The organism is Pseudomonas sp. GM21, assembly GCF_000282215.1.
Taxonomy (GTDB): domain Bacteria; phylum Pseudomonadota; class Gammaproteobacteria; order Pseudomonadales; family Pseudomonadaceae; genus Aquipseudomonas.
The window spans coordinates 1-21130 of the sequence record NZ_AKJS01000017.1; the positions used below are offsets into that span (position 1 = coordinate 1).

Sequence of the window (21130 nt, forward strand, 5' to 3'; positions counted from 1 at the left end):
ATTGATTTGGCTTTTCTATCAAGTTACTCAAAATCACTGCTATATATAGACGCGCCCGTCACGAATGCGCACTATATTGCTCAATCGCAATGAACAATACTCCTGCTTCCCATTTTGGACGATGCCACGCAATGAACGAACAGCCCCGCAGCCTTGCCTCGACCTTGTTCTCGGTAGGCCTGCTATTAATAGCCATGGCGTCCATCCAGTCCGGAGCGTCTTTGGCTAAAAGTATGTTCCCTGTTATTGGCGCTCAAGGAACTACCACCTTACGCCTGATTTTCGCCAGCGTGATCATGCTGCTTCTGCTGCGCCCATGGCGGGCGAAGTTCACCGAAAAATCCCTTCGCACCGTGATCATTTACGGAATGGCACTGGGCGGCATGAACTTCCTCTTCTATATGTCTTTACGCACCGTCCCCCTGGGCATTGCCGTAGCCCTGGAGTTCACCGGGCCGTTGGCGGTGGCAATCTACGCCTCGCGCCGCGCGATCGACTTTTTGTGGATCGCACTGGCCGTTACAGGATTGATGCTGCTGATTCCAATTGGCGCCACCTCCGCAGGGATTGACCTGACAGGTGCAAGTTACGCTTTGGGCGCGGGCGCCTGCTGGGCGCTATACATTCTTTTCGGCCAGAAGGCTGGCGCCGACAACGGCGTGCAAACCGCCGCCTTGGGCGTGATGATTGCCGCATTATTTGTGGCCCCAATCGGCATCGTCCATGCCGGTGCCGCGCTACTAACTCCGGCCTTGATCCCCGTGGCCATCGGTGTTGCCATTCTGTCCACCGCCCTGCCCTACACGCTGGAGATGGTAGCCCTCACCCGAATGCCAGCCCGTACGTTCGGCACATTAATGAGCATTGAACCGGCGTTCGGCGCGTTGTCAGGCCTTTTGTTCCTGAATGAATACCTCTCACTGTCACAGTGGATGGCTATTTTGTGCATCATTCTGGCTTCCGTGGGTGCAACCATGACCATGGGCAGCGGTGCCAAGCCAGCGGTTGCGGCAGATTGATACAGAGTTTTACGCAGGTCTGGTAATTACCTTTCAATTAAGCCATGTTTAGGCCCGTAACCTAGTGCCAGGCATGGATTTTTCAGGGTAGGGATATCAATACGCTTTAAGCGAGTGCGAATGCAGCGAGACCCGGGCACAAGATCCGGGAACGCTTTAAGGACAGCAATGAAACGAATTTTGATATTGATAGCTGTACTTGCCGTTTCGGGTTGCGCGGCGACCTCGAAAACACAAGTCAAACACGGCAAAAAAGGGCTGCATCTTAACTGTTCAGGACTCTCATCCTCGTGGGACAAGTGCTACGCCAGCGCCGCCAACTCGTGCGCTCCCAAGGGATACAAGGTTATCGCCAAGTCGGGGGACGCGGTGGAAGAACCAGGAGATTATCCATTCGGGCTCAATCCAGCCGGCTACACCAGCCGCAGCATGATCGTCATTTGCAAATAGATTGATGCCGTCCGGCTATCTGGCGGCCAATCTCATCGTAGCTGGACTTCAACACATTACGCTGGATGTCTGGTGTCGCCAGCATCCGGGCGACAACCAAAGCACCGATGCATTGCGACAGGATGGACCAAGCCAGGCTGTCGCTCTCCAGAATGCGCGCCCAATTCTCCTGCAGCTGACAAATCCATCGCTCCGCCTGTTGGCGAACCAGTACATCCGAACGAGCGATCTCAGCGCCCAACGCCGGCAACGCGCATCCGGACTCTGGATGCTCGACATGCGCCATGCTCAAGTAATGCTTGACGCAACGCTCAAGTTTTTCGCACCCCTGGTCGGCGCCTAGTCGTTCCAGGCTTTGACTTAGCTCACGCTCGACGATTGAAGCGAACAGCTCGTCCTTCGACGAAAAATGACTATAGAAAGCCCCGCCGCTCAAACCGATCGCATTCATCAAACCGTCTACACCGACCGTGGAAAAGCCTGACTTCTTGGCTGACACCGCACTGCTTTCCAGCAGCTTCTCTTTGGTTTCCAACTTGTGACTGGCCGAGTAGCGCATCGCCATTTCCTCAGGATTGATCATCTTGACGCATGCCGCATCGTAGCATAACGTTCGTTTAGTTAACGATCGTTTACCAAAAGGATCAACCCATGAATAACAAGAAAGTCGTACTGGTTGTCGGCGCTGGGGATGCTACCGGCGGAGCCATTGCCAAACGTTTTGCACAGGAAGGCTACGTAGCCTGTGTCACCCGACGCAGTGCCGACAAACTTCAGCCCCTGGTCGACGCCATTAAAGCCAATGGCGGTGACGCCCACGGATTTGCTTGCGATGCGCGCAAGGAAGAAGAGGTCATTGCACTGGTCGAGCAGATTGAAAGCGAGATCGGGCCCATCGAAGCGCTTGTCTTCAATATCGGCGCCAATGTGCCCTGCAGCATTCTTGAAGAAACCGCCCGCAAGTATTTCAAGATCTGGGAAATGGCCTGTTTTTCAGGTTTTCTTAATGCCCGTGAAGTCGCCAAGCGCATGGCCAAGCGCCAACGGGGCACTATCCTGTTCACCGGAGCTACCGCTGGCATGCGAGGTGCCGCTGGATTCGCAGCGTTCGCCGGTGCCAAACACGGGATTCGAGCCTTGGCCCAAAGCATGGCGCGTGAGCTCGGCCCCATGAACATTCACGTTGCCCATGTCGTCGTCGACGGGGCTATCGATACCGATTTCATCCGCGAGAGCTTCCCGGAGAAATACGCAACCAAAGACGAAGACGGCATTCTCAACCCCGAGCACATCGCCGAGAACTATTGGTACCTGCACAGCCAGCCACGGGACGCCTGGACTTTCGAACTGGATTTACGGCCCTGGAGCGAGCGCTGGTAAGCCCCTCCCCTATAACAATAAACAGAGCGCACTGACCATGAGCAAAACCGTGGAGTTCTTTTTCGACCTCGGCAGCCCGGCCACCTACCTGGCCTACACCCAGCTACCGAAAATCTGTGAGCAAACCGGCAGCCAACTGATTTACACGCCAATGCTGTTGGGTGGCGTCTTCAAAGCCACCGGCAACGCTTCACCGGCAGTCATCCCGGCCAAAGGCCGTTACATGTTTGAAGACCTCGACCGCTATGCAAAACGCTATGGCGTACCACTGAAGTTCAACCCGCACTTCCCCATCAACACCCTGATGCTGATGCGCGCAGTGACGGGGATTCAGTTACGTCATCCCGAGCGCTTCCTGGCGTTTATCGATTGCCTGTTCACTGCCCTCTGGGTTGAAGGCCGCAGCCTTGATGACCCTGCTACCGTGGCCGAGGTGTTGACGCAAAACGGTTTTGCGCCCAATGAAGTACTCGCCCTGACAGCCGATGAGGAGGTCAAAACCCTCCTCAAGGGCAATACCGAGAAAGCCGTACAGCGCGGGGTATTTGGTGCACCGAGCATGTTCGTCGGCAACCATATGTACTTTGGTCAGGATCGGCTGGACTTCGTAATTGAAGCCCTGAGATAAGCAACCAAGGCCACGACGTACGAATGACGAAGAGTCAGGCGCTCGACCAAGCGCCTGAACTCAAACCCGTCAAATAGCCGCAGTTCGGGTGTTCAACCACTCAAGTGCGGCGCCATCGAGCAGTGGGCTCAAGCGCTCGCGCACTTCGGCGTGGTAGGCGTTAAACCACTGCTTTTCTTCCAGTGTCAGCAGCGACGGCTCCAGGCAGCGGGTGTCGATCGGACACAGCGTCAGGGTTTCGAACTTGAGGAACTCACCAAATTCGCTGGTACCCGCTTCACGGTTCAGCGCCAGGTTCTCGATTCGCACGCCCCATCGGCCCGGACGGTAAGTGCCTGGCTCGATGGAAGTGATCATGCCCGGTTGCATCGCGGTCTGCGGAGTAGCCGCGGCCTGATAGGCGATGACCTGCGGGCCTTCGTGAACGTTGAGGAAGTAGCCAACGCCATGGCCGGTGCCGTGACCGTAGTCGACGCTTTCGGCCCAGATCGGCGCGCGAGCAATGGCATCGAGTAACGGCGACAAAATTCCCCGAGGGAATTGTGCACGGGACAGAGCGATCACGCCTTTGAGTACGCGTGTGCAGTCGCGTTTCTGCTCATCCGTCGGCGTACCCACCGGCACCATCCGCGTAATGTCAGTGGTGCCACCCAGGTATTGACCGCCGGAGTCGATCAGCAACAGACCGTCCCCCTCGATCACCGCGTGCTCTTCTTCGGTCGCGTGGTAGTGCGGCATCGCGCCATTGGCGTTGAACGCAGCAATGGTATTGAAACTCAGCGACACGTAGCCAGGACGTCGGGTGCGCGCGGCGGTGAGGTGTTCGTCGATGGTCAGTTCGGTGATGCGCTCACGACCCAGGGCCGAGTCCAGCCAAGTGAAGAACTCGCACAGAGCGGCGCCGTCCTGCTCCATGGCCTGACGAATGTGCTCGGCGTCAGCCAGGCTTTTCTGCGACTTGGCCAACGTGGTCGGGTTCAGGCCTTCGACAAGTTTTACGCCACTGTCGAGGTTTTCCAGCAAACCGGCAGTGACGCGTGCCGGATCGACCAGCACGCTCGCACCGCTTGGCACGGCGCGCAAGGCGGCGGCCACTTCACTGTAATCTCGCAGGGTCACGCCGTCTTGCTCAAGCACCGCACGCAGTTCGGCATCGACTTTGCTCAGGGCCACGAACAGGGTGGCCTGCTCCTGGCTGATCAAGGCGAAGGACACGAACACCGGGTTGAACGATACGTCGCCACCGCGCAGATTGAACAACCAGGCGATGTCATCCAGGGTGGCGACAAAATGCCAGTCTGCGCCACGGTCTTTCAGCACCTCGCGCAGTTTCGCGAGTTTTTCACCACGGCTGACCGTCGCCTGCGGCGGCAAATGTTGATAGATCGGCTCATTCGGCAGCGTCGGGCGGTCGCTCCAGACTTCGCTCAACAGGTCGATGTCAGTACGCAGGCGTGCGCCGCGCTCTTCGAGTTTGCTACCCAGGGTCCGCGCCGAGCCCACTGCCATCACTGCACCATCCACCGCGACGACGCCCCCTTCAGGGGTTTGCTCGGCCAGCCAGTCCAGTGGGCCGGGCTGACCAGGTTGCAGCTTGACCAGTTCGATACCGCTGCCCTTGAGTTCCTTGGTCGCTTGTTCCCAATAGCGGCTGTCGGCCCAGACGCCGGCAAAATCCGGCGTAACGATCAGCGTGCCGACCGAGCCATGGAAGCCCGACAACCACTGCCGTCCCTGCCAGTAGCCAGGCAAGTATTCCGACAGGTGCGGATCGGCCGACGGCACCAGCAAGGCATGAATGCCTTCACGGCTCATCAGTTCGCGGGTTTGCGCCAGGCGCTGGGGCACCGATCCATTGATCGAAGGCTGCGTACTCATCGTGTCTCCTGCTAATCACTTCAGCTAATTGTTGAGTGCCGATCTGAGTCGGCGCTTTAAGGCGCTACTGCCAGAATGCCGGGGCGCTGGCGCAGGCCGCTTTGATCAGGTGCACCGCCTGGTCGACGTCTTGCTCGGTGGTGAACCGGCCGAGACTCAGGCGAATCGTGCGGTTCGCCGAGCGAGCGTCATGCCCCAGGGCCAGCAGCACATGGGATGGAACGTTGCTGGCGGAGTTACAGGCCGATGTCGCGGAAAACGCGATCGAATGGCTCAACGCCGCGGAATTGAACTCACCTTCGCTGAAGGTCAGGCTCAAGGTATGAGGAATGCGTTGGGTCGGGCTGCCATTGAGGTGAACGCCGGGAAGACTCAGCAACTGCTCAAGCAAACGTTTACGCAAACGCACGATCGAGGCTTTCTCTTCATCAAATGAAGCAGCGGCCAATGCGAAGGCCGCACCCATCGCAGCTATCTGATGGGTTGCCAGGGTGCCGGAACGCAATCCGCCCTCGTGACCACCGCCGTGAATCTGTGCCTGCAAGCGTTGCTGCGCGCGCGGACCGACGTACAGCGCCCCGATACCTTTGGGGCCGTAGATCTTGTGCGCGGAAAACGACATCAGGTCCACCGGCAGGCGGGCCAGATCGATCGCCACTTTGCCCGCGCCCTGAGCCGCGTCGACATGGAACAACGCATCGCGTGCACGCACGACTTCGCCGATGGCGGCGATATCGTTGACCGTGCCCAGTTCGTTGTTGACCAGCATCAGCGACACCAGAAAGGTGTCCTCGCGCATCGCTTCGCTGACCGCTTGCGCCGTGATCAAACCATCGGCGTCAGGTACCAGATACGTCACCGCAACACCGGCGTCCTGCAATTGTTTCGCCGTGTCGAGAATCGCCTTGTGTTCGATTTGGCTGGTAATGATGTGCCCGCCGCTGACACCCCGCGCCTGGGCCACGCCCTTGAGCGCGAGGTTGTTGGACTCGGTGGCGCCGGAGGTCCAGACGATCTGCGCAGCCTGTGCGCCGACCAGTTCGGCGACCTGCTGCCGGGCGTGCTCGACCGACTGCCGGGCTTGCTGGCCGAAGGCATGGGAGCTGGACGCCGGGTTGCCGAAATTGCCGGTAAAACCCAGACACTCGACCATGACCTTGATGACTCGCTCATCCACCGGCGTGGTAGCGGCGTAATCGAAATACAACGGACGTTTATTCATAAAAGACTCGCAGAGCGTGTTCCGGGATCAGGAGGCTCGTAACGGAAACGTCAAAACGCAGCCTTGTGAGCTGCGTCGATATTTCAGTACGTTAGAAATACCTGATCGGAGGCCGTTAATGAAGGGCAACTTCATTTAAAAGTGCGTAGGAACGCTCCTGAAGTCGAGCTTAACAGGCATCAGGCAAGCGGTTGAAGCAATGCGTCAGCCAATGCTTTCAAGAAGTAACGGATACAGCGAAGCCACCAACAGCAAGGCCATGCCCCAGTTGAACAGGCGCAACCAGCGGCGATCCTTCAACACGTTGCGTAACAGCGTGCCGCAACCGGCCCAGACGCTGACACTCGGCAAGTTGATCAACGCGAACACGGCCGCAATCACGAGCACATTGGTGAAATAGCCCTGCATCGGTGTGTAGGTGCTGATGGCACCAATGGCCATGATCCACGCTTTGGGATTGACCCATTGAAACGCGGCGGCGCCCAAATAACTGATGGGTTTGCTCTCGCCCTTCTCGCTCTCGGAGACCGGACCCGAGTGGGCAATTTTCCACGCCAGATACAGCAAATACGCCGCGCCGATATAGCGCAGAACGGTGTAGAGCATGGGATAGGTTTGAAACACGGTACCAAGACCGAACCCGACAGCGACCACCAGGACAAAGAAACCACAGGTGATACCCAACATGTGCGGGATGGTGCGGTTAAAGCCGAAGTTCACGCCTGATGCCAGCAACATGGTGTTGTTAGGGCCGGGAGTGATCGAGGTGACGAGTGCAAACAGGGCGAAGCCCATCAGCAGGTCGAGTGAGAGCGTCATGAGCGGCAGTCCATTTGGGTCAATCGGGTGTTAAGACCCTATCGCACGCCTTGCGGGAAACCCACGGACAGTTACGTAAAACTTCGAGCGGTACAGTTTTCAATCAACTTGGACGACCGTGAAGCTGTACAGCACGTTCGGCGTTCATCTCGCCGTGTTTATCGAAACCAAAGGGTTTCTGCGGTTGACCGAGTAATGCCGCTTTCTTCGCGTGGTACTCCTCGAAAGACAAACCACGACGGTTCAATTCCTCAAGCGCCAATTCCCTGGATTCTTCGGCGGTGTAGGGCCGTAATTCCGGTGAAACATGGCTGGCACATCCGGCAAGCACGGAGATGGCGAGCAGCAAGAAAGTAGCGATTAAAGGTTTCATTGTTGGCGTCCTGCATCTGGGTTCGGGGCAATGAACACAGGCTACTCGCGCCGTTTCTCTAGCAGAAATCAACGCTCTCGATAGTGGCTATCGACTTCCGCAAACACTCAACAAGCCGCAACGAACCATATTCCTTTTTGAGCTATTAATATTAATTTAATGTCTTTTGAGGAATAACACACACCCTCTATAACAACGCCATCGCCTGACGAAGTGTTGCCCAAGCAACTGTTTGCCGGGCAACAGTCATCCATTGGCGCAACCTGAGCACTCACCCCCCTGCATGACCCGGTGGATTACAAACTCCATGAGCTGGGTGACTGGTCGCTGAACCAGGCCTAGTCGTCTCCGACTTTCTATTCATAGCTTTCATTTCATGGAGCGAACCCCATGCAATTGCTGACCTTACCGCCCTCGCCCGCGCTGGCCACCTCGATCCGTGCCACGGCACAGGTATTCGAAGATCCGAAATCCCAGGCCTTGCTCGCCCATCTGCAACAGGTTGCACCCAGTGAGGCCAGTGTGTTGATCATCGGCGAAACCGGCACCGGCAAAGAGCTGGTGGCGCGACACATCCACAACCTCAGCGCCCGGCGTAACCGGCCGTTCGTAGCCGTGAACTGCGGCGCGTTCTCCGAATCGCTGGTCGAAGCCGAACTGTTCGGCCACGAAAAAGGCGCCTTTACCGGCGCGTTGAGCGCCAAGGCCGGATGGTTTGAGGAGGCTGATGGTGGCACGCTGTTCCTCGATGAAATCGGTGATCTGCCGATGGCTATCCAGGTCAAGTTACTGCGCGTGTTGCAGGAGCGCGAAGTGGTCCGGCTTGGCTCGCGCAAGAGCATTCCCATCGACGTACGTGTGCTGGCCGCGACCAACGTACAACTGGAGAAAGCCATTAACGCCGGACATTTTCGCGAAGACCTTTATTACCGCCTCGACGTGGTCAGCCTGGAGTTGAGCCCCTTGCGCGAGCGCCCCGGCGACATCCTGCCGCTGACCCGACATTTCATCGAAACCTACAGTCAGCGCCTGGGCTATGGCCGCATCACCATCAGCAAAGAAGCCGAGTTGAAACTGTGCAGCTACAGTTGGCCGGGCAACATCCGCGAGCTGGAGAACGTCATCCATCACACGCTGCTGATCTGCCGTAATGGTGTGATCGAACGCGATGACCTGCGCCTGTCCAACATGCGCATCGAGCGCCAGGACGATTACCACGCCAATATCGACGATTCACCGGAAGCCCTGCTGGATCGAGCGTTTCAAAAACTCTTCGCAGAACAGGCCGGTGCGCTGCATGAAAAAGTCGAAGACGCGTTATTGCGCGCAGCCTATCGCTTCTGCCATTACAACCAGGTCCACACCGCCGCCCTGCTGGGCCTGAGCCGAAACGTGACTCGCACGCGGCTGATCAAGATCGGTGAGCTGGCCGTGAACAAGCGCCGGGTGATGGAGAATGTTCAGGGCGAGCGCGTGTTGCAGTTGTCGATTTAGCCCACCGGCGGGGGCGCTGCTGCAATCGAATACAGATCCGAAATAACGGCGCGGCCATCGTCGGAACGCCGCCCGGAGTCGGCTCGCTCCCACAGGTCCCGCTTTCAATGCGTAGTCGGCAATCTGCTGCTGCGCTGTTGTTAGCTGAACAGCGTTACTGCTCGTCGGGCGCTCGGTAGCCAACACGACACGGGCCTATATTTATTCGGTCGGAAATCGACACAGGACGCCTTTTCTTCCACAACAACAAACAGGGAGATTCATCATGAGCGTAAAACCCATTCCAGAGGGTTATCACAGCATCACCCCGTATCTGGGCATTCACAAAGCGGCTGAAGCGATCGAGTTCTACAAGAAGGCCTTTGGCGCCATCGAAGTCGTGCGTTTGGCCATGCCGGACGGCGGGATCGGACATGCCGAACTGCGGATCGGCGACTGCCCGGTCATGCTCGGCACACCGTGTGATCAGGGGCCGTTGAGCAATCCTGACAACTCACCGTCGGTGGGCCTGCATCTGTATGTGACGGATGTGGACAAGTCCTATAAACAAGCGATTGCGGCGGGTGGCACAGTGGTGTCGGAGGTCAAGGACCAGTTTTACGGTGACCGTTCCGGGACGCTGATGGATCCGTATGGACACTTGTGGTTTCTGGCCACGCGCAAGGAGGATTTGACTCAAGAGCAGATTGAGCAACGGGCCAAGGAGATGTTTAAGCAAGGTTAAGATCTTCAGTGCCTGACAGGCTCGCTTCCACGTTTGACTGGCGTACTCCGTCCCCTGTGGGAGCGAGCTTGCTCGCGATAGGCCATTTCCAACACCACAAAACCCCGCTTTGCCCCCTCCCTCATCAACACACATTCGCTAATAAGAAACATTTACTTTCACATCACCTTTCGGGTTTACTGATTCTCATCCGTCTTATAGGCATGTAGTTGGCGTGCGCAAGCAAAAGCCCCGCCGGCCTTTTCATGGACCTCAACGCTGGGAAGCCCGCAGCAGAGGCCCGCTCATCGATACAAGACCTTCAATCATGTCGAAGAAATCCCGCTCCAAACTCTGGTTTCTGGTCCATGGCTGGCTGGCGTTGCCGATCTGGTTTTTCGTGCTGATCGTCTGTGTCACCGGCACGCTGGCGGTGATCAGCCAGGAAATCGTCTGGCTGGCCAACCCGCAAATGCGCGCCAGCCAGCCGTCGGACGATGCGCCGCTGCTCAGCTATGACCAGATCATTGCGGCGATCAAACAGGCCGAGCCCAATACGCTGGTCGAGTCCATCAGCCGCCCCGACGAATCCCACTTTGCCCTCGACGTCGGCGTCAGTTACCCGGATGGTCGCTCGGTGACGGTGTACGTCAACCCGTATAGCGGCGTGATTCAGGGCACCGCCCCGGCATTCGATTTCAAGGCATTTACCCGAGCGCTGCACGGCTGGTGGCTGGTGCCGTTCACCAACGGTTACAGCTGGGGCTGGTACCTGGTGTCTTTCCTGAGCCTGCCGCTGCTGGCGTCACTGGTCACCGGGCTGGTGGTGTACAAGCGTTTCTGGAAGGGTTTCTTGCGCCCGACCTTACGCATTCGTCATGGCGCGCGGATTTTCTGGGGCGACTTTCATCGCCTGAGCGGCATCTGGTCGATCTGGTTCATTGCGGTGATTTCCATCACCAGCACCTGGTTCCTGATTCAAGCGTTCATGTTCGATAACCAGGTCACGATTTCCACAGCCCCCGTGGCCCTGGTGGTTCCGCGTGAGAGTGTGCCAGTGACCACCGATGGTTCGCCGGCACCGCTGATCAGCCTCGAAACTGCCATTGCACAGGCCAAAGAGCGCATTCCTGGTCTGGACGACAGCTTTGTCACCCTCCCCGCCAACGCCTATAGCTACCTCACCGTGGGCGGTCGCAGTTGGTATCCGCTGATGTTTCAGACTGCCGATATCAACCCGTATAACGGTGACATCGCCTCCACCCGCCTGTTGGCGGACCGTTCAGGCCTGGAACTGGTCACCGAGTCCATGCGTCCGTTGCACACCGGCGATTTCGGCGGGATCTGGATCAAGCTGATCTGGTTCTTCTTCGGGCTGCTCCTGAGCATGATGGTCCTCAGCGGCTTGCTGATCTGGACCAAACGCACCGCCCTGGCCACGGCCAACGCCCTCAAGCGCAGCAACAAAAAGCCACGGGTGCAAGCCGTCACGGAGGTCAGCCAATGAACGCGCGCGCCAAGCAAACACCTGACTCGACACTGCGCCGCTTCTGGCTCAAATGGCGCTTCCACATCAACGTGCTGCTGCTGTTGGTGCCGCTGGGGTTCATGCCCAAATACTTCGCTGATGCGGCGCTGTTTCGCGGCGACACCGGATTGGGTGAGCGAGAGATCGGAGAAGTCCAGGTCGGTCCATGGAGCCTGCGTCTAGCCGAGTTTCGCAACGAGGCCCCGACGCTCGATGGTCCGGCCGGCTACATGAAGAGCTTCAACGCCGCGCTCTGCGACCTCTGCCGTGAACAGGTCAAAGCAACTTACCTGCGCATCGGCAAGCCGCGCAGCCTGCGTGCCGCCGGGGTGATTTTCTTTGGTACGCCGCACCGCATGGGCGCCATGTTGCCGATCCCGGAAAAGACCAAGGCTGACGCCGAGTTGTGGATCACCATGGAGGGCTGGGACGGCGCGATGCATCAAGCCTCCCTCCCCCTGAGCCAGGCATCGCCTGCCACCCTCGCGTGGCTGAACCAACAAGGAGGCAAACCATGATCAGCACTTTTCGACCGATACACGCCGCGTTGCTGGTGCTCTGCGCCGGCTTCAGCGCCAGCGCCCTGGCGCATAACCCGATGTGCGAATGCAAAGCCATCGATGCCGAACAGATCAAATGCACCGGCGGATTCTCCGACGGCAGTGGTGCGCCGGGCGTGACCCTGGACGTGATCGGCTACGACGAAACCATTCTGGTCCCGGGCAAACTCGGCGCCGATTCCACACTGACTTTCAAGAAACCCGGCGCTGAGTTTTATGTGCTGTTTGACGCAGGTCCCGGCCACGTCGTCGAGATCGACCAGGCGGACATCCAAACCCCATGAGTACGCCCACCACTCAAATCGTCCGCCCGGCCGGTGCCGGCCATGAAACCCTGTATGTATTGCTGTTGTGCCTGATGATTCTGGCCGTGGCCGGCTCGGTGGTCGCCTGGCGTCACGAGTCTCAGGTCGTGAGCAACGTGAGCAGCCATCAACTGGATGCCCGTCGCGATTTGAGCGCTTCCGAACAAGGTATCTACGCCGACCTGCGAGTGACGCTGGACGAGATTCACCTGCTGCGCCAGGAACAGCCATCCCTGCCAACACCCGCGACCCTCGCCGATGAAGGTTTTGCACCCTTTGCCCATGACGCCAGCTCGGTCAGCCGGGGCGACCATGCCTGGCAATTGCTTGAGGCCAAGGCCTACTTCGGTCAAAGCCAGGCCCCCGCCGTGGCCGGTTCGTTTTTGATGCGCCTGAGCGCTGGCGACGATGCGCCGGACATCTGGCTCAACCGCGCCATTGACCTCAAAGCGCCGACTGACCTGGCTGACACCGCACTCGAAAGCGCTGGCTGGCAACAAATCGTCGCGCAATTCGATGCCGGCGTGACCCGCCAGCACCGGCACTGACCCCTCGCCTTCACCCGAGAGAAGACCGCTTTCCCATGCCTAATTCATCTTTCTTGCGCCTGCTATGGGTCGGCCTATTGGCCTGCCTGCTGACTCCACTGGCCCACGCCGACGACACCAAACGCCTGCGCATCGGCATCACCTTGCACCCCTATTACAGCTACGTGGCCAACATCGTCGGCGACAAGGCCGAGGTCGTGCCGCTGATTCCGGCCGGTTTCAACCCACACGCCTACGAACCCCGCGCCGAAGACATCAAGCGTATCAGCGGGCTGGACGTGATCGTGCTCAATGGCGTCGGCCATGACGACTTCGCCGACCGCATGATCGCCGCCAGCGAAACGCCGAATATCCCGGTGATCGAAGCCAACGAAAACGTGCCGTTGCTGGCCGCCACCGGTGTTGCCGCACGCGGTGCCGGCAAAGTGGTGAATCCGCATACGTTCCTGTCGATCAGTGCCTCGATTGCCCAGGTCAACAACATCGCCCGGGAACTGGGCAAACTTGACCCCACCAACGCCAAGACCTACACCGAGAACGCCCGCGCCTACGGCAAACGCCTGCGCAAGATGCGCGCCGACGCCCTGGCGAAGCTGACCCAGGCACCCAACGCCGAACTACGAGTGGCGACGGTCCACGCGGCGTATGACTATTTGCTGCGCGAATTCGGCCTGGAAGTCACTGCCGTGGTCGAGCCGGCTCACGGTATCGAACCGAGCCCGAGCCAGTTGAAAAAAACCATCGACCAATTACGCGAACTGGACGTGAAAGTGATCTTCTCGGAAATGGATTTCCCTTCCTCTTACGTCGACACCATCCAGCGTGAATCCGGGGTGAAGCTGTACCCGCTGTCGCACATTTCCTACGGCGAATACACCGCCGACAAGTACGAAAAAGAAATGACCGGCAACCTCAACACCGTCGTCCGGGCGATACAGGAGTCGGGACAATGACCGCACAAGAAACCCTGTCAGTCCAGAGCACCGGACCGACGCTGGATTTCGCCGATATCAGCCTGACCCTCGGCCGCACGACAATCCTCGACAAAGTGACCTTTCAGGTTCAGCCCGGCAGCGTGCATGCGCTGGTCGGTCCCAACGGTGGCGGCAAAAGCTCGTTGATCAAAACCTTGCTGGGACAAATGCCCCATCAGGGTCGCCTGAGCCTGCATTGGCCGGGCGATTCCGGAACCATCGGCTACGTGCCGCAAGCGCTGGAGTTTGATCGCGGCTTGCCAATGACCGTCGACGATTTCATGGCCGCCATGTGTCAGCGGCGTCCAGCGTTCCTCGGCTTGAGCAAACACTACGCGGCAGCGATTGGTGAAGCGCTGGAGCGGGTTGGCATGCAGGACAAGCGCAAGCGGCGCATGGGTGCGTTGTCCGGCGGTGAGCGTCAACGGGTGTTGCTGGCTCAAGGGCTGATCCCGGCACCGCAGTTGCTGGTACTCGACGAACCCATGTCGGCGCTGGATGAAGCCGGTATTCAAGTGTTCGAGCGGCTGCTCGGCGATTGGCGTCGCAGCGGCATCACCGTGCTGTGGATCGAGCACGATCTGGAAGCGGTCGGGCGTCTGGCGGATCGCGTCACCGGGCTCAATCGCCGGGTGCTGTTCGATGCCACGCCGAAACAGGCGCTGACGCCGGAACGCTTGCTGACCCTGTTCTCCACCCATCCACGGAGCGCCGCGTGATGAGTTACGAAGCCTTTCGTTTGATGATTCAGGGCTGGGCCTCTTCGGGTTACCTGCCCGAGGCGCTGGCTTATGGGTTTGTGGTCAACGCGCTGCTCGCTGGTCTGTTGATCGGCCCGGTATTGGGCGGGTTGGGCACGTTGGTGGTGGTCAAGCGCTTCGCGTTTTTCTCCGAAGCCGTGGGGCACGCTGCGCTGACCGGCGTGGCCATTGGCATTCTGCTCGGCGAACCCTACACCGGGCCTTACGGCAGCCTGTTTGGCTACTGTTTGCTGTTCGGCATCCTGCTCAACTACCTGCGCAACCGCACCGGCCTGGCACCGGATACATTGATCGGGGTGTTCCTGTCGGTGTCCCTGGCCTTGGGCGCGAGCCTGCTGCTGATTCTGGCGGGCAAGATAAACGTGCACATTCTCGAAAACGTGTTGTTCGGATCGGTGCTGACCGTCAACGGCAATGATCTGGCGGTCCTGGCCATTGTCGGTTCGCTGGTCATGGCGCTGGCCTTGCCGCTGTACAACCGCATCATGCTGGCCAGTTTCAACCCGCAACTGGCGGCGGTGCGCGGGGTGGCGGTGAAGACCCTGGATTATCTGTTTGTGATTCTGGTGACGCTGATCACCGTGGCAGCGGTGAAGGTCATCGGCGCGATTCTGGTCGGCGCCCTGCTGGTGATTCCAGCGGCGGCCGCGCGGTTGCTCAGCCAGTCGTTGAAGGGCTTCTTCTGGTGCTCGGTGTTGATCGCCACGGTCAGCACGCTGTGCGGGATTCTGGCGCCAATTGTCTTCGACCTGCCGATTCCGTCCGGTGCCGCGATCATTCTGGTGGCCGGTATCGCCTTCGCCCTGTCCGCCATTGCGCGCGGTGTCGTCCCCAGCCTGAAAGGGAATCTTGGATAAATGTCTTTTCCTCTGCGTCAACTGACCCTGGCCATTGCCCTGTGTGGGCTGGTCAACACCTCTTTTGCGGCGGACAACGCCAAACCGCTACACGTGCTGGCGTCCTTGCCGATCACTTACGGGCTGGGCGAAGTCTTGCTCAAGGGCACCAACGTCAACCTTCAACGCGCCGCGCCGGCGAACCTGCCCGGCAGCCGTCAGACCGCCTATTTCACCGGCCGTGGCGCTCCGGCGCTGGCCAAACTGGCGACGGATGCCGATGCCGTGATCGGCCTGCGCTCGCTGTGGCCGGATGATCCGCTGTACCCGATCTCCCGTCGCAGCAACATCCGTATCGTCGAAGTCGACGCCGCCCGCCCGGTGGATGGCGCCCTGCCCGGCATCGCCGTGCAGCCGGACAACAAGGTCGACGGTTTGAACAGTCAGCCGTGGTTTTCCAGCAACAACATGGGGCGCATGGCTGACGTGATGGCCGCGGATCTGGTGCGTATGGCGCCTGAAGCCAAGCCCAGGATCGAGGCTAATCTGGCGGCGCTGAAACAGCGCTTGCTCAAATTCAGCGCCGACAGCGAAGCGCGGTTGGCCAGTGCTGAAAACCTTAGTGTGATGAGCCTCAGCGATCACTTCGGCTATTTGATTGGCGGGCTCAATCTGGAGCTGATCGGGATCGATGCACGGCCGGATGCCGAGTGGACGCCTGAAGCACTCAAGCAATGGGGCGCGACGCTCAAGGACAACGATGTAGCGGTGGTACTGCATCATCGGCAGCCTTCGGACGCGTTGAAAGCGGTGATTGCCGAGGCGGGTAGCCGGTTGGTTGTGCTAAGTGTGGATGCGGCGGATCCGGTGGCGGAGCTGGAAGGGAATGTGGATTTGGTGATCAACGGATTGAACGGCGCTTAAGCCATTTAGATCGTTCCCACGCTCTGCGTGGTAATGCCTCAATGGACGCTCTGCGTCCGCTTTGGGACGCAGAGCGTCCCGGGCTGCATTCCCACGCAGAGCGTGGGAACGATCATCCTGACATGAAAAAGCCCGCTGACCTTTTCGGTTCAGCGGGCTTCTTTTTGCGCCCGGACTCAGTGAGCCAAAGCCGCCTGTTCTTCCATCTTGCGCCGCAAACTCAGCGGGCGCATGTCCGTCCAGGTTTCTTCGATGTAAGCCAGGCATTCCTTTTTCAAACCGCTCTTGCCCACCGTGCGCCAGCCTGCGGGTACGGCTTTGTAATCAGGCCAGATCGAGTATTGCTCTTCGTGGTTGACCACGACCTGAAAGAGGATGTCCTCGCGGTCGAATACGGAAGTCATGGTATTTCTCCATCGCTGTAAGGTGGGCTGCGCGGCGTGCGCAACCGTTATGTAGAAAGAACGTTCAAGGGGCGAAAAAATTTAGAGGCTGGCGGTGGCTGCGGCCATGGCCCGGCCGAAAATCTCGGCCACCTGATCGATTTCAGCGGCAGTGATCACCAGCGGCGGCAGGAACCGCACTACGCCGCCGTGACGCCCGCCCAACTCAAGAATCAACCCGCGTTTGAGGCATTCGCGCTGCACCAGCGGTGCCAGGCGCGCAAATATCGGTGGATGGCCCTGAGCGTCCGGCGTGCCGGTCGGGTCGACCAGTTCAACGCCGAGCATCAGGCCGCGCCCCCTGATGTCGCCCAACTGCGGGAAGTCCCGCTGCAGGATGCGCAGGTGTTCGCTCAAGCGCTCGCCCATGGCGGCTGCGTGCTCGCACACCTTGTGTTCGACCAGATAACGCATCACTGCGGAACCGGCGGCCATGGCCATCTGATTACCACGGAAGGTCCCGGCATGCGCGCCCGGCAGCCAAGTGTCGAGCCAGTCGCGATAAACCACCACCGCCAGCGGCAAGCTGCCGCCGATGGCCTTGGACATCACCACCACATCCGGAATGATGCCGGCGTGCTCGAAAGCGAACATCTTGCCGGTGCGGGCGAAACCGCTCTGGATTTCATCGACGATCAACGCCACGCCAGCCTTTTCGGTGATGCGCCGCACGCCACGCAACCAGTCGAGATCAGCCGGGATCACCCCGCCTTCGCCCTGCACCACTTCAACAATCACGGCGGCCGGCAATTGCACGCCCGCCTCAGGGTCATTCAGCAGGTTGTCCAGATAATTGAGGTTGACCTGCACGCCCTGCGCGCCACCGAGGCCGAACGGACAACGGTAATCGTAGGGGTACGGCATGAACTGCACGCCGCTGCTGAGCAAGGCGCCCAACGGTTTTTTTGGCCCCAGGCTGCCCATCAGGCTCAAGGCGCCCTGGCTCATGCCGTGATAACCGCCCTGGAATGACAACACGGTGCTGCGTCCGGTGGCGGTGCGCACCAGTTTCAGCGCGGCTTCCACCGCGTCGGTGCCGGTTGGGCCACAGAACTGGATCTTCGCCTCGGCAGCCAAGGCCGGCGGCAACAAACCGAACAGGTCCTGCACGAACTGATCCTTGACCGGCGTGGTCAGGTCGAGGGTGTGCAGCGGCAGTTCATCGCTCAGTACTTGCTGGATCGCTTCGATCACCACGGGGTGGTTGTGCCCCAGCGCCAGCGTGCCTGCGCCCGCCAGGCAATCAATGAAATGACGGCCTTCGACGTCTTCGACATAAATGCCCCTGGCGCGTTTCAGCGCCAAGGGAATGCGCCGCGGGTAGCTGCGGGCGTTGGATTCCTGCTGATTTTGACGGGCCAGCAGCGGCGATTCGTTGAATTGATAAAGCGTCTCGGCGTGCTCCGGGACAATCCGGGCCGGCTGATTTTCGATAAGGCTGGTAGCGACTGACATCTCTCGACCCCTCAATAAGGTTTCCTGTTCTGGAAACGCATCAGGGGCTCAAGGATTTAGACCTTCGACAACGCTTTGTGCATGGAAACGCGTCGGCCCCCTGTGGCTGCGAGCCGGCTCCGGGCGGCTCGCTCCCACAGGGCGATTGGGGTTGGTGGTCAGTGGGCTTGTAGTGGCATGGTCAATTCGACCCGCAGCCCATCCGGCTGGCTGTCAAAACGCAACGTGCAACCGCAGCGCTGGACAATCGCCTGAACAATCGCCAGCCCCAACCCGCAACCGGTGCTCTGGCCATTGCGCCAGAAGCGTTGGGTCAGGTTTTGCAAGTCGTCTTCGGCAATCCCTGGCCCGTGGTCGCGAACCAGAAAACGCGCACGATTGCCGGACGTATCCAGGCTCAACTCCACGGCTCCATCACCCGGGGTGTGGCGCAAGGCGTTGTCGAGCAAGTTGCGCAACGCGGCAATCGACAACACGGCGGGCATTTGCACCGGTGCGTTGGAGAATTTGCTCGGCATTTGCAGCTTGATGCGCTGGCGATCTCCGCTGGCAGCGTCCTGAATCGCCAGTTTCGCCACTTGCTCGGCGCTGCACTGTACGCCGTCATCGAACGACAGGCTGCCCTCGACCCGCGCCAGTAACAGCAGTTGTTCAAGGGTCCGGTGCATGCGGTCGGCGCCCTCTTCGGCCCGGGCCAGGGACTGATCCCGCGCTGCGCCGTCGGTCATGCGTGCCACTTGCAGGTGAGTCTTGATGGCTGTCAGCGGGCTGCGCAGTTCGTGCGCCGCATCGCCGGTCAGACGTCGCTCGCGCTCGATGGCCTTGCCGATCCGCTGGAGCAGCTGGTTCTGGGTATCCAGCAACGGTTGCAGCTCGCTGGGCAGTGGCTGGATCTGCAACGGTTCGAGGGAATCGGCGCTGCGTCGCATCAGCGCATCGCGCATTCGGTTGAGCGGCGCCAACCCTTGGCCGATCCCCAGCCACAACAGGCACAGGCAACCGAGCAACGCCACACCGACCGGTACCGACGCGGCCAGCAGAATCGACATGTTCAGCGCCTCGCGCTCGATTTGCCGGTCGGCGGTAGTGATGCGCAGATCGCCCCGCGCCAGCGTGAAACTGCGCCAGGGCGCGCCGTCGATCATCTGATCGTGGAAACCCATTTTCTCGGCTTCCAGTTTCTGTTCGGGGTCACTGTGACTACGAGCAAGAATTTCCCCGCGCAGCGAACTGACCTGACAAGCCATACCGCCGGGAATGTTCAGTTGTTCCGCGCTGAAGTGAGTGCCCTCGCCTTTGCTCGGCAATGCCGGCAATTGCTCCAGCAACCCGGCGACCATCCGCGCTGAAGCCACCAGCCGCTGGTCGAGGGAAAACATCATTTGATTACGCAAGTCGCTGAGCATCCAGGCCGCCGCCAAGGCCCAGATCAACGCAAAAGCGGCGCCGAGGGTCAGGCTCAGGCGCAAACGCAGGCTCATCACTTCGAGGGTACTCCACCATCAGCCGGCCCCAGGCGATAGCCCAAGCCGCGCACGGTTTCGACGATACCGTTACCGAGTTTACGCCGCAGGTGATGGATATGGACGTTAAGGGCATTACTTTCCAGTTCGTCGTTGAAACCGTAGACGCTGTCCTTGAGTTGCTCGGTGGAGAGCACGCGTCCCCGGTTATGCAGCAAGGCTTGCAACAACGCCTGCTCCCGGCGCGACAAGTCCACCGGCTGTCCGCCGAGCAGGGTTTCGCGGCTGCTGGGGTCGTACGTCAGGGCACCGTGTTCGATCAGGTTGACGCTGCGCCCGGCTACCCGGCGCAGCAACGTGTGCAGGCGCGCGGCGAGTTCACGCAGATCGAACGGTTTAAGCAGGTAATCATCGGCGCCGGCTTGCAGGCCATCGACGCGATCCGTCACTGAATCCCGTGCGGTGAGAATCAACACCGGAATCTCAAGACCGTTGTGGCGCAATTGCTGCAACAGCTTCAAGCCGTCTTCGTCGGGAAGGCCGAGGTCGAGCACCATGACGTCGAACTCTGCGACCTTGAGCATCGCGCGCGCAGCTGAAGCGGTGGCGACGTGCTCGACCGTCAGGCCCTGTGCGGAGAGGCCGGCGACAATACCGCTGGCGATCAGCTCATCGTCTTCACAAACCAGTACGTGCATGGGCGCTCCAGGAGTAAAAACGCGAGTCAAACAGCTGAGGATTAAGGCGCAATTATGGCAACAGTGGTGGCTGACGAACAGCCCGACATTCAGTCAGACGCTCCTTTGTCCAAATTAAAGATCATTATCCGTTTCAAACAGACACACACAAGAACAACAAATCATTCCAAGTTCTAAATCCATGCAAGTAAGATAACCCTGCACCACACTAAAACACAGTAACTACCCAGACAAAAAACTCAAACAACTGAAAGGAATCAGACTATGCAAACACTCAAAAATTTTGTAGCCGCTGATTGGCGTTCCGGCAAAGACAAAATTTACTTCTTCTTCAAAGACACTAATAAATACTCTCGCTTTGATATCAGTTCAAACACCGTCGAAAATGGATTTCCTGCCGACATCACATCCGATAGCTGGGGAGCCGTTCATGCCCAATTAAAGAATCTGCGATTCGGATTCACGGCCCCGCACTCGGTGGCACAGGGGGTGGGGGCGATGACATTTTATGGTTGTTTTATAACACCACTGGCAAACCAATGGTCTGCAAATACGATCAGAACCTTGACAAGCCAGTTGCCAACTACCTTCTTGAAAACTCGATATGGCACTCATTAGCGCCTTATTTTGACACTATCGTCGCCGGCACCTGGTGGGATACTTTCGCTC

Annotated in this window: 24 protein-coding genes; 15 read left to right on the forward strand and 9 right to left on the reverse strand. The window is 59.1% G+C overall.

Annotated features, from left to right (window positions below; genetic code table 11):
- Positions 1-131 precede the first annotated feature (131 nt).
- Positions 132-1019: a threonine/homoserine exporter RhtA gene (gene rhtA, locus PMI22_RS25080; RefSeq protein ID WP_007943257.1), complete on the forward strand. Its 888-nt coding sequence runs from the start codon at positions 132-134 to the stop codon at positions 1017-1019.
- Between the two features lie 168 nt (positions 1020-1187).
- Positions 1188-1469 (forward strand): hypothetical protein, encoded by a 282-nt coding sequence (locus PMI22_RS30270; RefSeq protein ID WP_007943258.1) that lies wholly within the window; start codon positions 1188-1190, stop codon positions 1467-1469.
- On the opposite strand, the gene PMI22_RS25075 is transcribed toward PMI22_RS30270, so the two are convergent.
- Positions 1456-2028: a TetR/AcrR family transcriptional regulator gene (locus PMI22_RS25075; RefSeq protein ID WP_007943259.1), complete on the reverse strand. Its 573-nt coding sequence runs from the start codon at positions 2026-2028 to the stop codon at positions 1456-1458. The genes PMI22_RS30270 and PMI22_RS25075 overlap by 14 nt on opposite strands.
- Before the next feature lie 92 nt (positions 2029-2120).
- Here PMI22_RS25075 and PMI22_RS25070 point away from each other — a divergent pair, with 92 nt between their 5' ends.
- Together PMI22_RS25070 and PMI22_RS25065 are read left to right on the forward strand one after the other, a co-directional pair.
- On the forward strand, positions 2121-2849 hold the full coding sequence (locus PMI22_RS25070; protein WP_007943260.1) for an SDR family oxidoreductase: 729 nt from the start codon (positions 2121-2123) through the stop codon (positions 2847-2849).
- Positions 2850-2886: 37 nt separating this feature from the next.
- Positions 2887-3477: a 2-hydroxychromene-2-carboxylate isomerase gene (locus tag PMI22_RS25065; protein ID WP_007943261.1), complete on the forward strand. Its 591-nt coding sequence runs from the start codon at positions 2887-2889 to the stop codon at positions 3475-3477.
- Positions 3478-3546: 69 nt separating this feature from the next.
- Here PMI22_RS25065 and PMI22_RS25060 read toward each other — a convergent pair whose 3' ends face one another.
- The 4 genes from PMI22_RS25060 to PMI22_RS25045 all read right to left on the reverse strand — a co-directional run bounded on the left by PMI22_RS25060 (position 3547) and on the right by PMI22_RS25045 (position 7769).
- Positions 3547-5355, reverse strand: coding sequence for an aminopeptidase P family protein (locus tag PMI22_RS25060; RefSeq protein ID WP_007943262.1), 1809 nt, complete (start codon positions 5353-5355; stop codon positions 3547-3549).
- Between the two features lie 64 nt (positions 5356-5419).
- Positions 5420-6577 (reverse strand): cysteine desulfurase family protein, encoded by a 1158-nt coding sequence (locus tag PMI22_RS25055; protein ID WP_007943263.1) that lies wholly within the window; start codon positions 6575-6577, stop codon positions 5420-5422.
- A gap of 204 nt (positions 6578-6781) precedes the next feature.
- Positions 6782-7396, reverse strand: coding sequence for a LysE family translocator (locus PMI22_RS25050; RefSeq protein ID WP_007943265.1), 615 nt, complete (start codon positions 7394-7396; stop codon positions 6782-6784).
- A 103-nt stretch (positions 7397-7499) separates the two neighbouring features.
- On the reverse strand, positions 7500-7769 hold the full coding sequence (locus PMI22_RS25045; RefSeq protein WP_007943266.1) for a hypothetical protein: 270 nt from the start codon (positions 7767-7769) through the stop codon (positions 7500-7502).
- Positions 7770-8159: 390 nt separating this feature from the next.
- Between PMI22_RS25045 and PMI22_RS25040 the strand changes: the two genes are divergently transcribed.
- The 10 genes from PMI22_RS25040 to PMI22_RS24995 all read left to right on the forward strand — a co-directional run bounded on the left by PMI22_RS25040 (position 8160) and on the right by PMI22_RS24995 (position 16402).
- Positions 8160-9263 carry a sigma-54 interaction domain-containing protein gene (locus tag PMI22_RS25040; RefSeq protein WP_007943267.1) on the forward strand — a complete coding sequence of 368 codons (1104 nt, stop codon included), beginning with the start codon at positions 8160-8162 and terminating at the stop codon, positions 9261-9263.
- Positions 9264-9528: 265 nt separating this feature from the next.
- Positions 9529-9987 carry a VOC family protein gene (locus PMI22_RS25035; protein WP_007943268.1) on the forward strand — a complete coding sequence of 153 codons (459 nt, stop codon included), beginning with the start codon at positions 9529-9531 and terminating at the stop codon, positions 9985-9987.
- Between the two features lie 307 nt (positions 9988-10294).
- Positions 10295-11473, forward strand: a complete 1179-nt coding sequence (locus PMI22_RS25030) for a PepSY-associated TM helix domain-containing protein (RefSeq protein ID WP_007943269.1) — start codon at positions 10295-10297, stop codon at positions 11471-11473.
- A complete protein-coding gene (locus PMI22_RS25025; RefSeq protein WP_007943270.1) occupies positions 11470-12012 on the forward strand; it encodes a hypothetical protein in 543 nt (180 codons plus the stop codon). The genes PMI22_RS25030 and PMI22_RS25025 overlap by 4 nt, the downstream gene beginning before the upstream one ends.
- The gene (locus PMI22_RS25020) at positions 12009-12338 is read left to right on the forward strand and encodes a hypothetical protein (RefSeq protein WP_007943271.1); all 330 of its coding nucleotides are present in this window, start codon (positions 12009-12011) and stop codon (positions 12336-12338) included. Before PMI22_RS25025 ends, PMI22_RS25020 begins: the two co-directional genes overlap by 4 nt.
- Positions 12335-12907, forward strand: a complete 573-nt coding sequence (locus PMI22_RS25015) for a DUF6162 family protein (protein ID WP_007943272.1) — start codon at positions 12335-12337, stop codon at positions 12905-12907. Before PMI22_RS25020 ends, PMI22_RS25015 begins: the two co-directional genes overlap by 4 nt.
- A gap of 35 nt (positions 12908-12942) precedes the next feature.
- On the forward strand, positions 12943-13860 hold the full coding sequence (locus PMI22_RS25010) for a metal ABC transporter substrate-binding protein (RefSeq protein ID WP_007943273.1): 918 nt from the start codon (positions 12943-12945) through the stop codon (positions 13858-13860).
- Positions 13857-14600, forward strand: coding sequence for a metal ABC transporter ATP-binding protein (locus tag PMI22_RS25005; protein ID WP_007943274.1), 744 nt, complete (start codon positions 13857-13859; stop codon positions 14598-14600). Before PMI22_RS25010 ends, PMI22_RS25005 begins: the two co-directional genes overlap by 4 nt.
- On the forward strand, positions 14600-15499 hold the full coding sequence (locus tag PMI22_RS25000) for a metal ABC transporter permease (RefSeq protein ID WP_007943275.1): 900 nt from the start codon (positions 14600-14602) through the stop codon (positions 15497-15499). Before PMI22_RS25005 ends, PMI22_RS25000 begins: the two co-directional genes overlap by 1 nt.
- Positions 15500-16402: a metal ABC transporter substrate-binding protein gene (locus PMI22_RS24995; RefSeq protein WP_007943276.1), complete on the forward strand. Its 903-nt coding sequence runs from the start codon at positions 15500-15502 to the stop codon at positions 16400-16402.
- Between the two features lie 176 nt (positions 16403-16578).
- Here the strand turns inward: PMI22_RS24995 and PMI22_RS24990 are convergent, their stop codons facing one another.
- The 4 genes from PMI22_RS24990 to PMI22_RS24975 form a co-directional block, all read right to left on the reverse strand.
- The gene (locus PMI22_RS24990; RefSeq protein ID WP_007943277.1) at positions 16579-16806 is read right to left on the reverse strand and encodes an MbtH family protein; all 228 of its coding nucleotides are present in this window, start codon (positions 16804-16806) and stop codon (positions 16579-16581) included.
- Positions 16807-16887: 81 nt separating this feature from the next.
- Complete coding sequence (locus PMI22_RS24985) at positions 16888-18300, reverse strand: aspartate aminotransferase family protein (RefSeq protein WP_007943278.1); 1413 nt, start codon at positions 18298-18300, stop codon at positions 16888-16890.
- 158 nt (positions 18301-18458) lie between these two features.
- Complete coding sequence (locus tag PMI22_RS24980; protein WP_007943279.1) at positions 18459-19784, reverse strand: ATP-binding protein; 1326 nt, start codon at positions 19782-19784, stop codon at positions 18459-18461.
- Entirely contained in the window at positions 19781-20461 is a 681-nt protein-coding gene (locus tag PMI22_RS24975; RefSeq protein WP_007943280.1) for a response regulator, read from the reverse strand. Before PMI22_RS24975 ends, PMI22_RS24980 begins: the two co-directional genes overlap by 4 nt.
- A 264-nt stretch (positions 20462-20725) precedes the next feature.
- Here PMI22_RS24975 and PMI22_RS31855 point away from each other — a divergent pair, with 264 nt between their 5' ends.
- Positions 20726-21079 carry a hypothetical protein gene (locus PMI22_RS31855; protein WP_238543874.1) on the forward strand — a complete coding sequence of 118 codons (354 nt, stop codon included), beginning with the start codon at positions 20726-20728 and terminating at the stop codon, positions 21077-21079.
- Positions 21080-21130 lie beyond the last annotated feature (51 nt).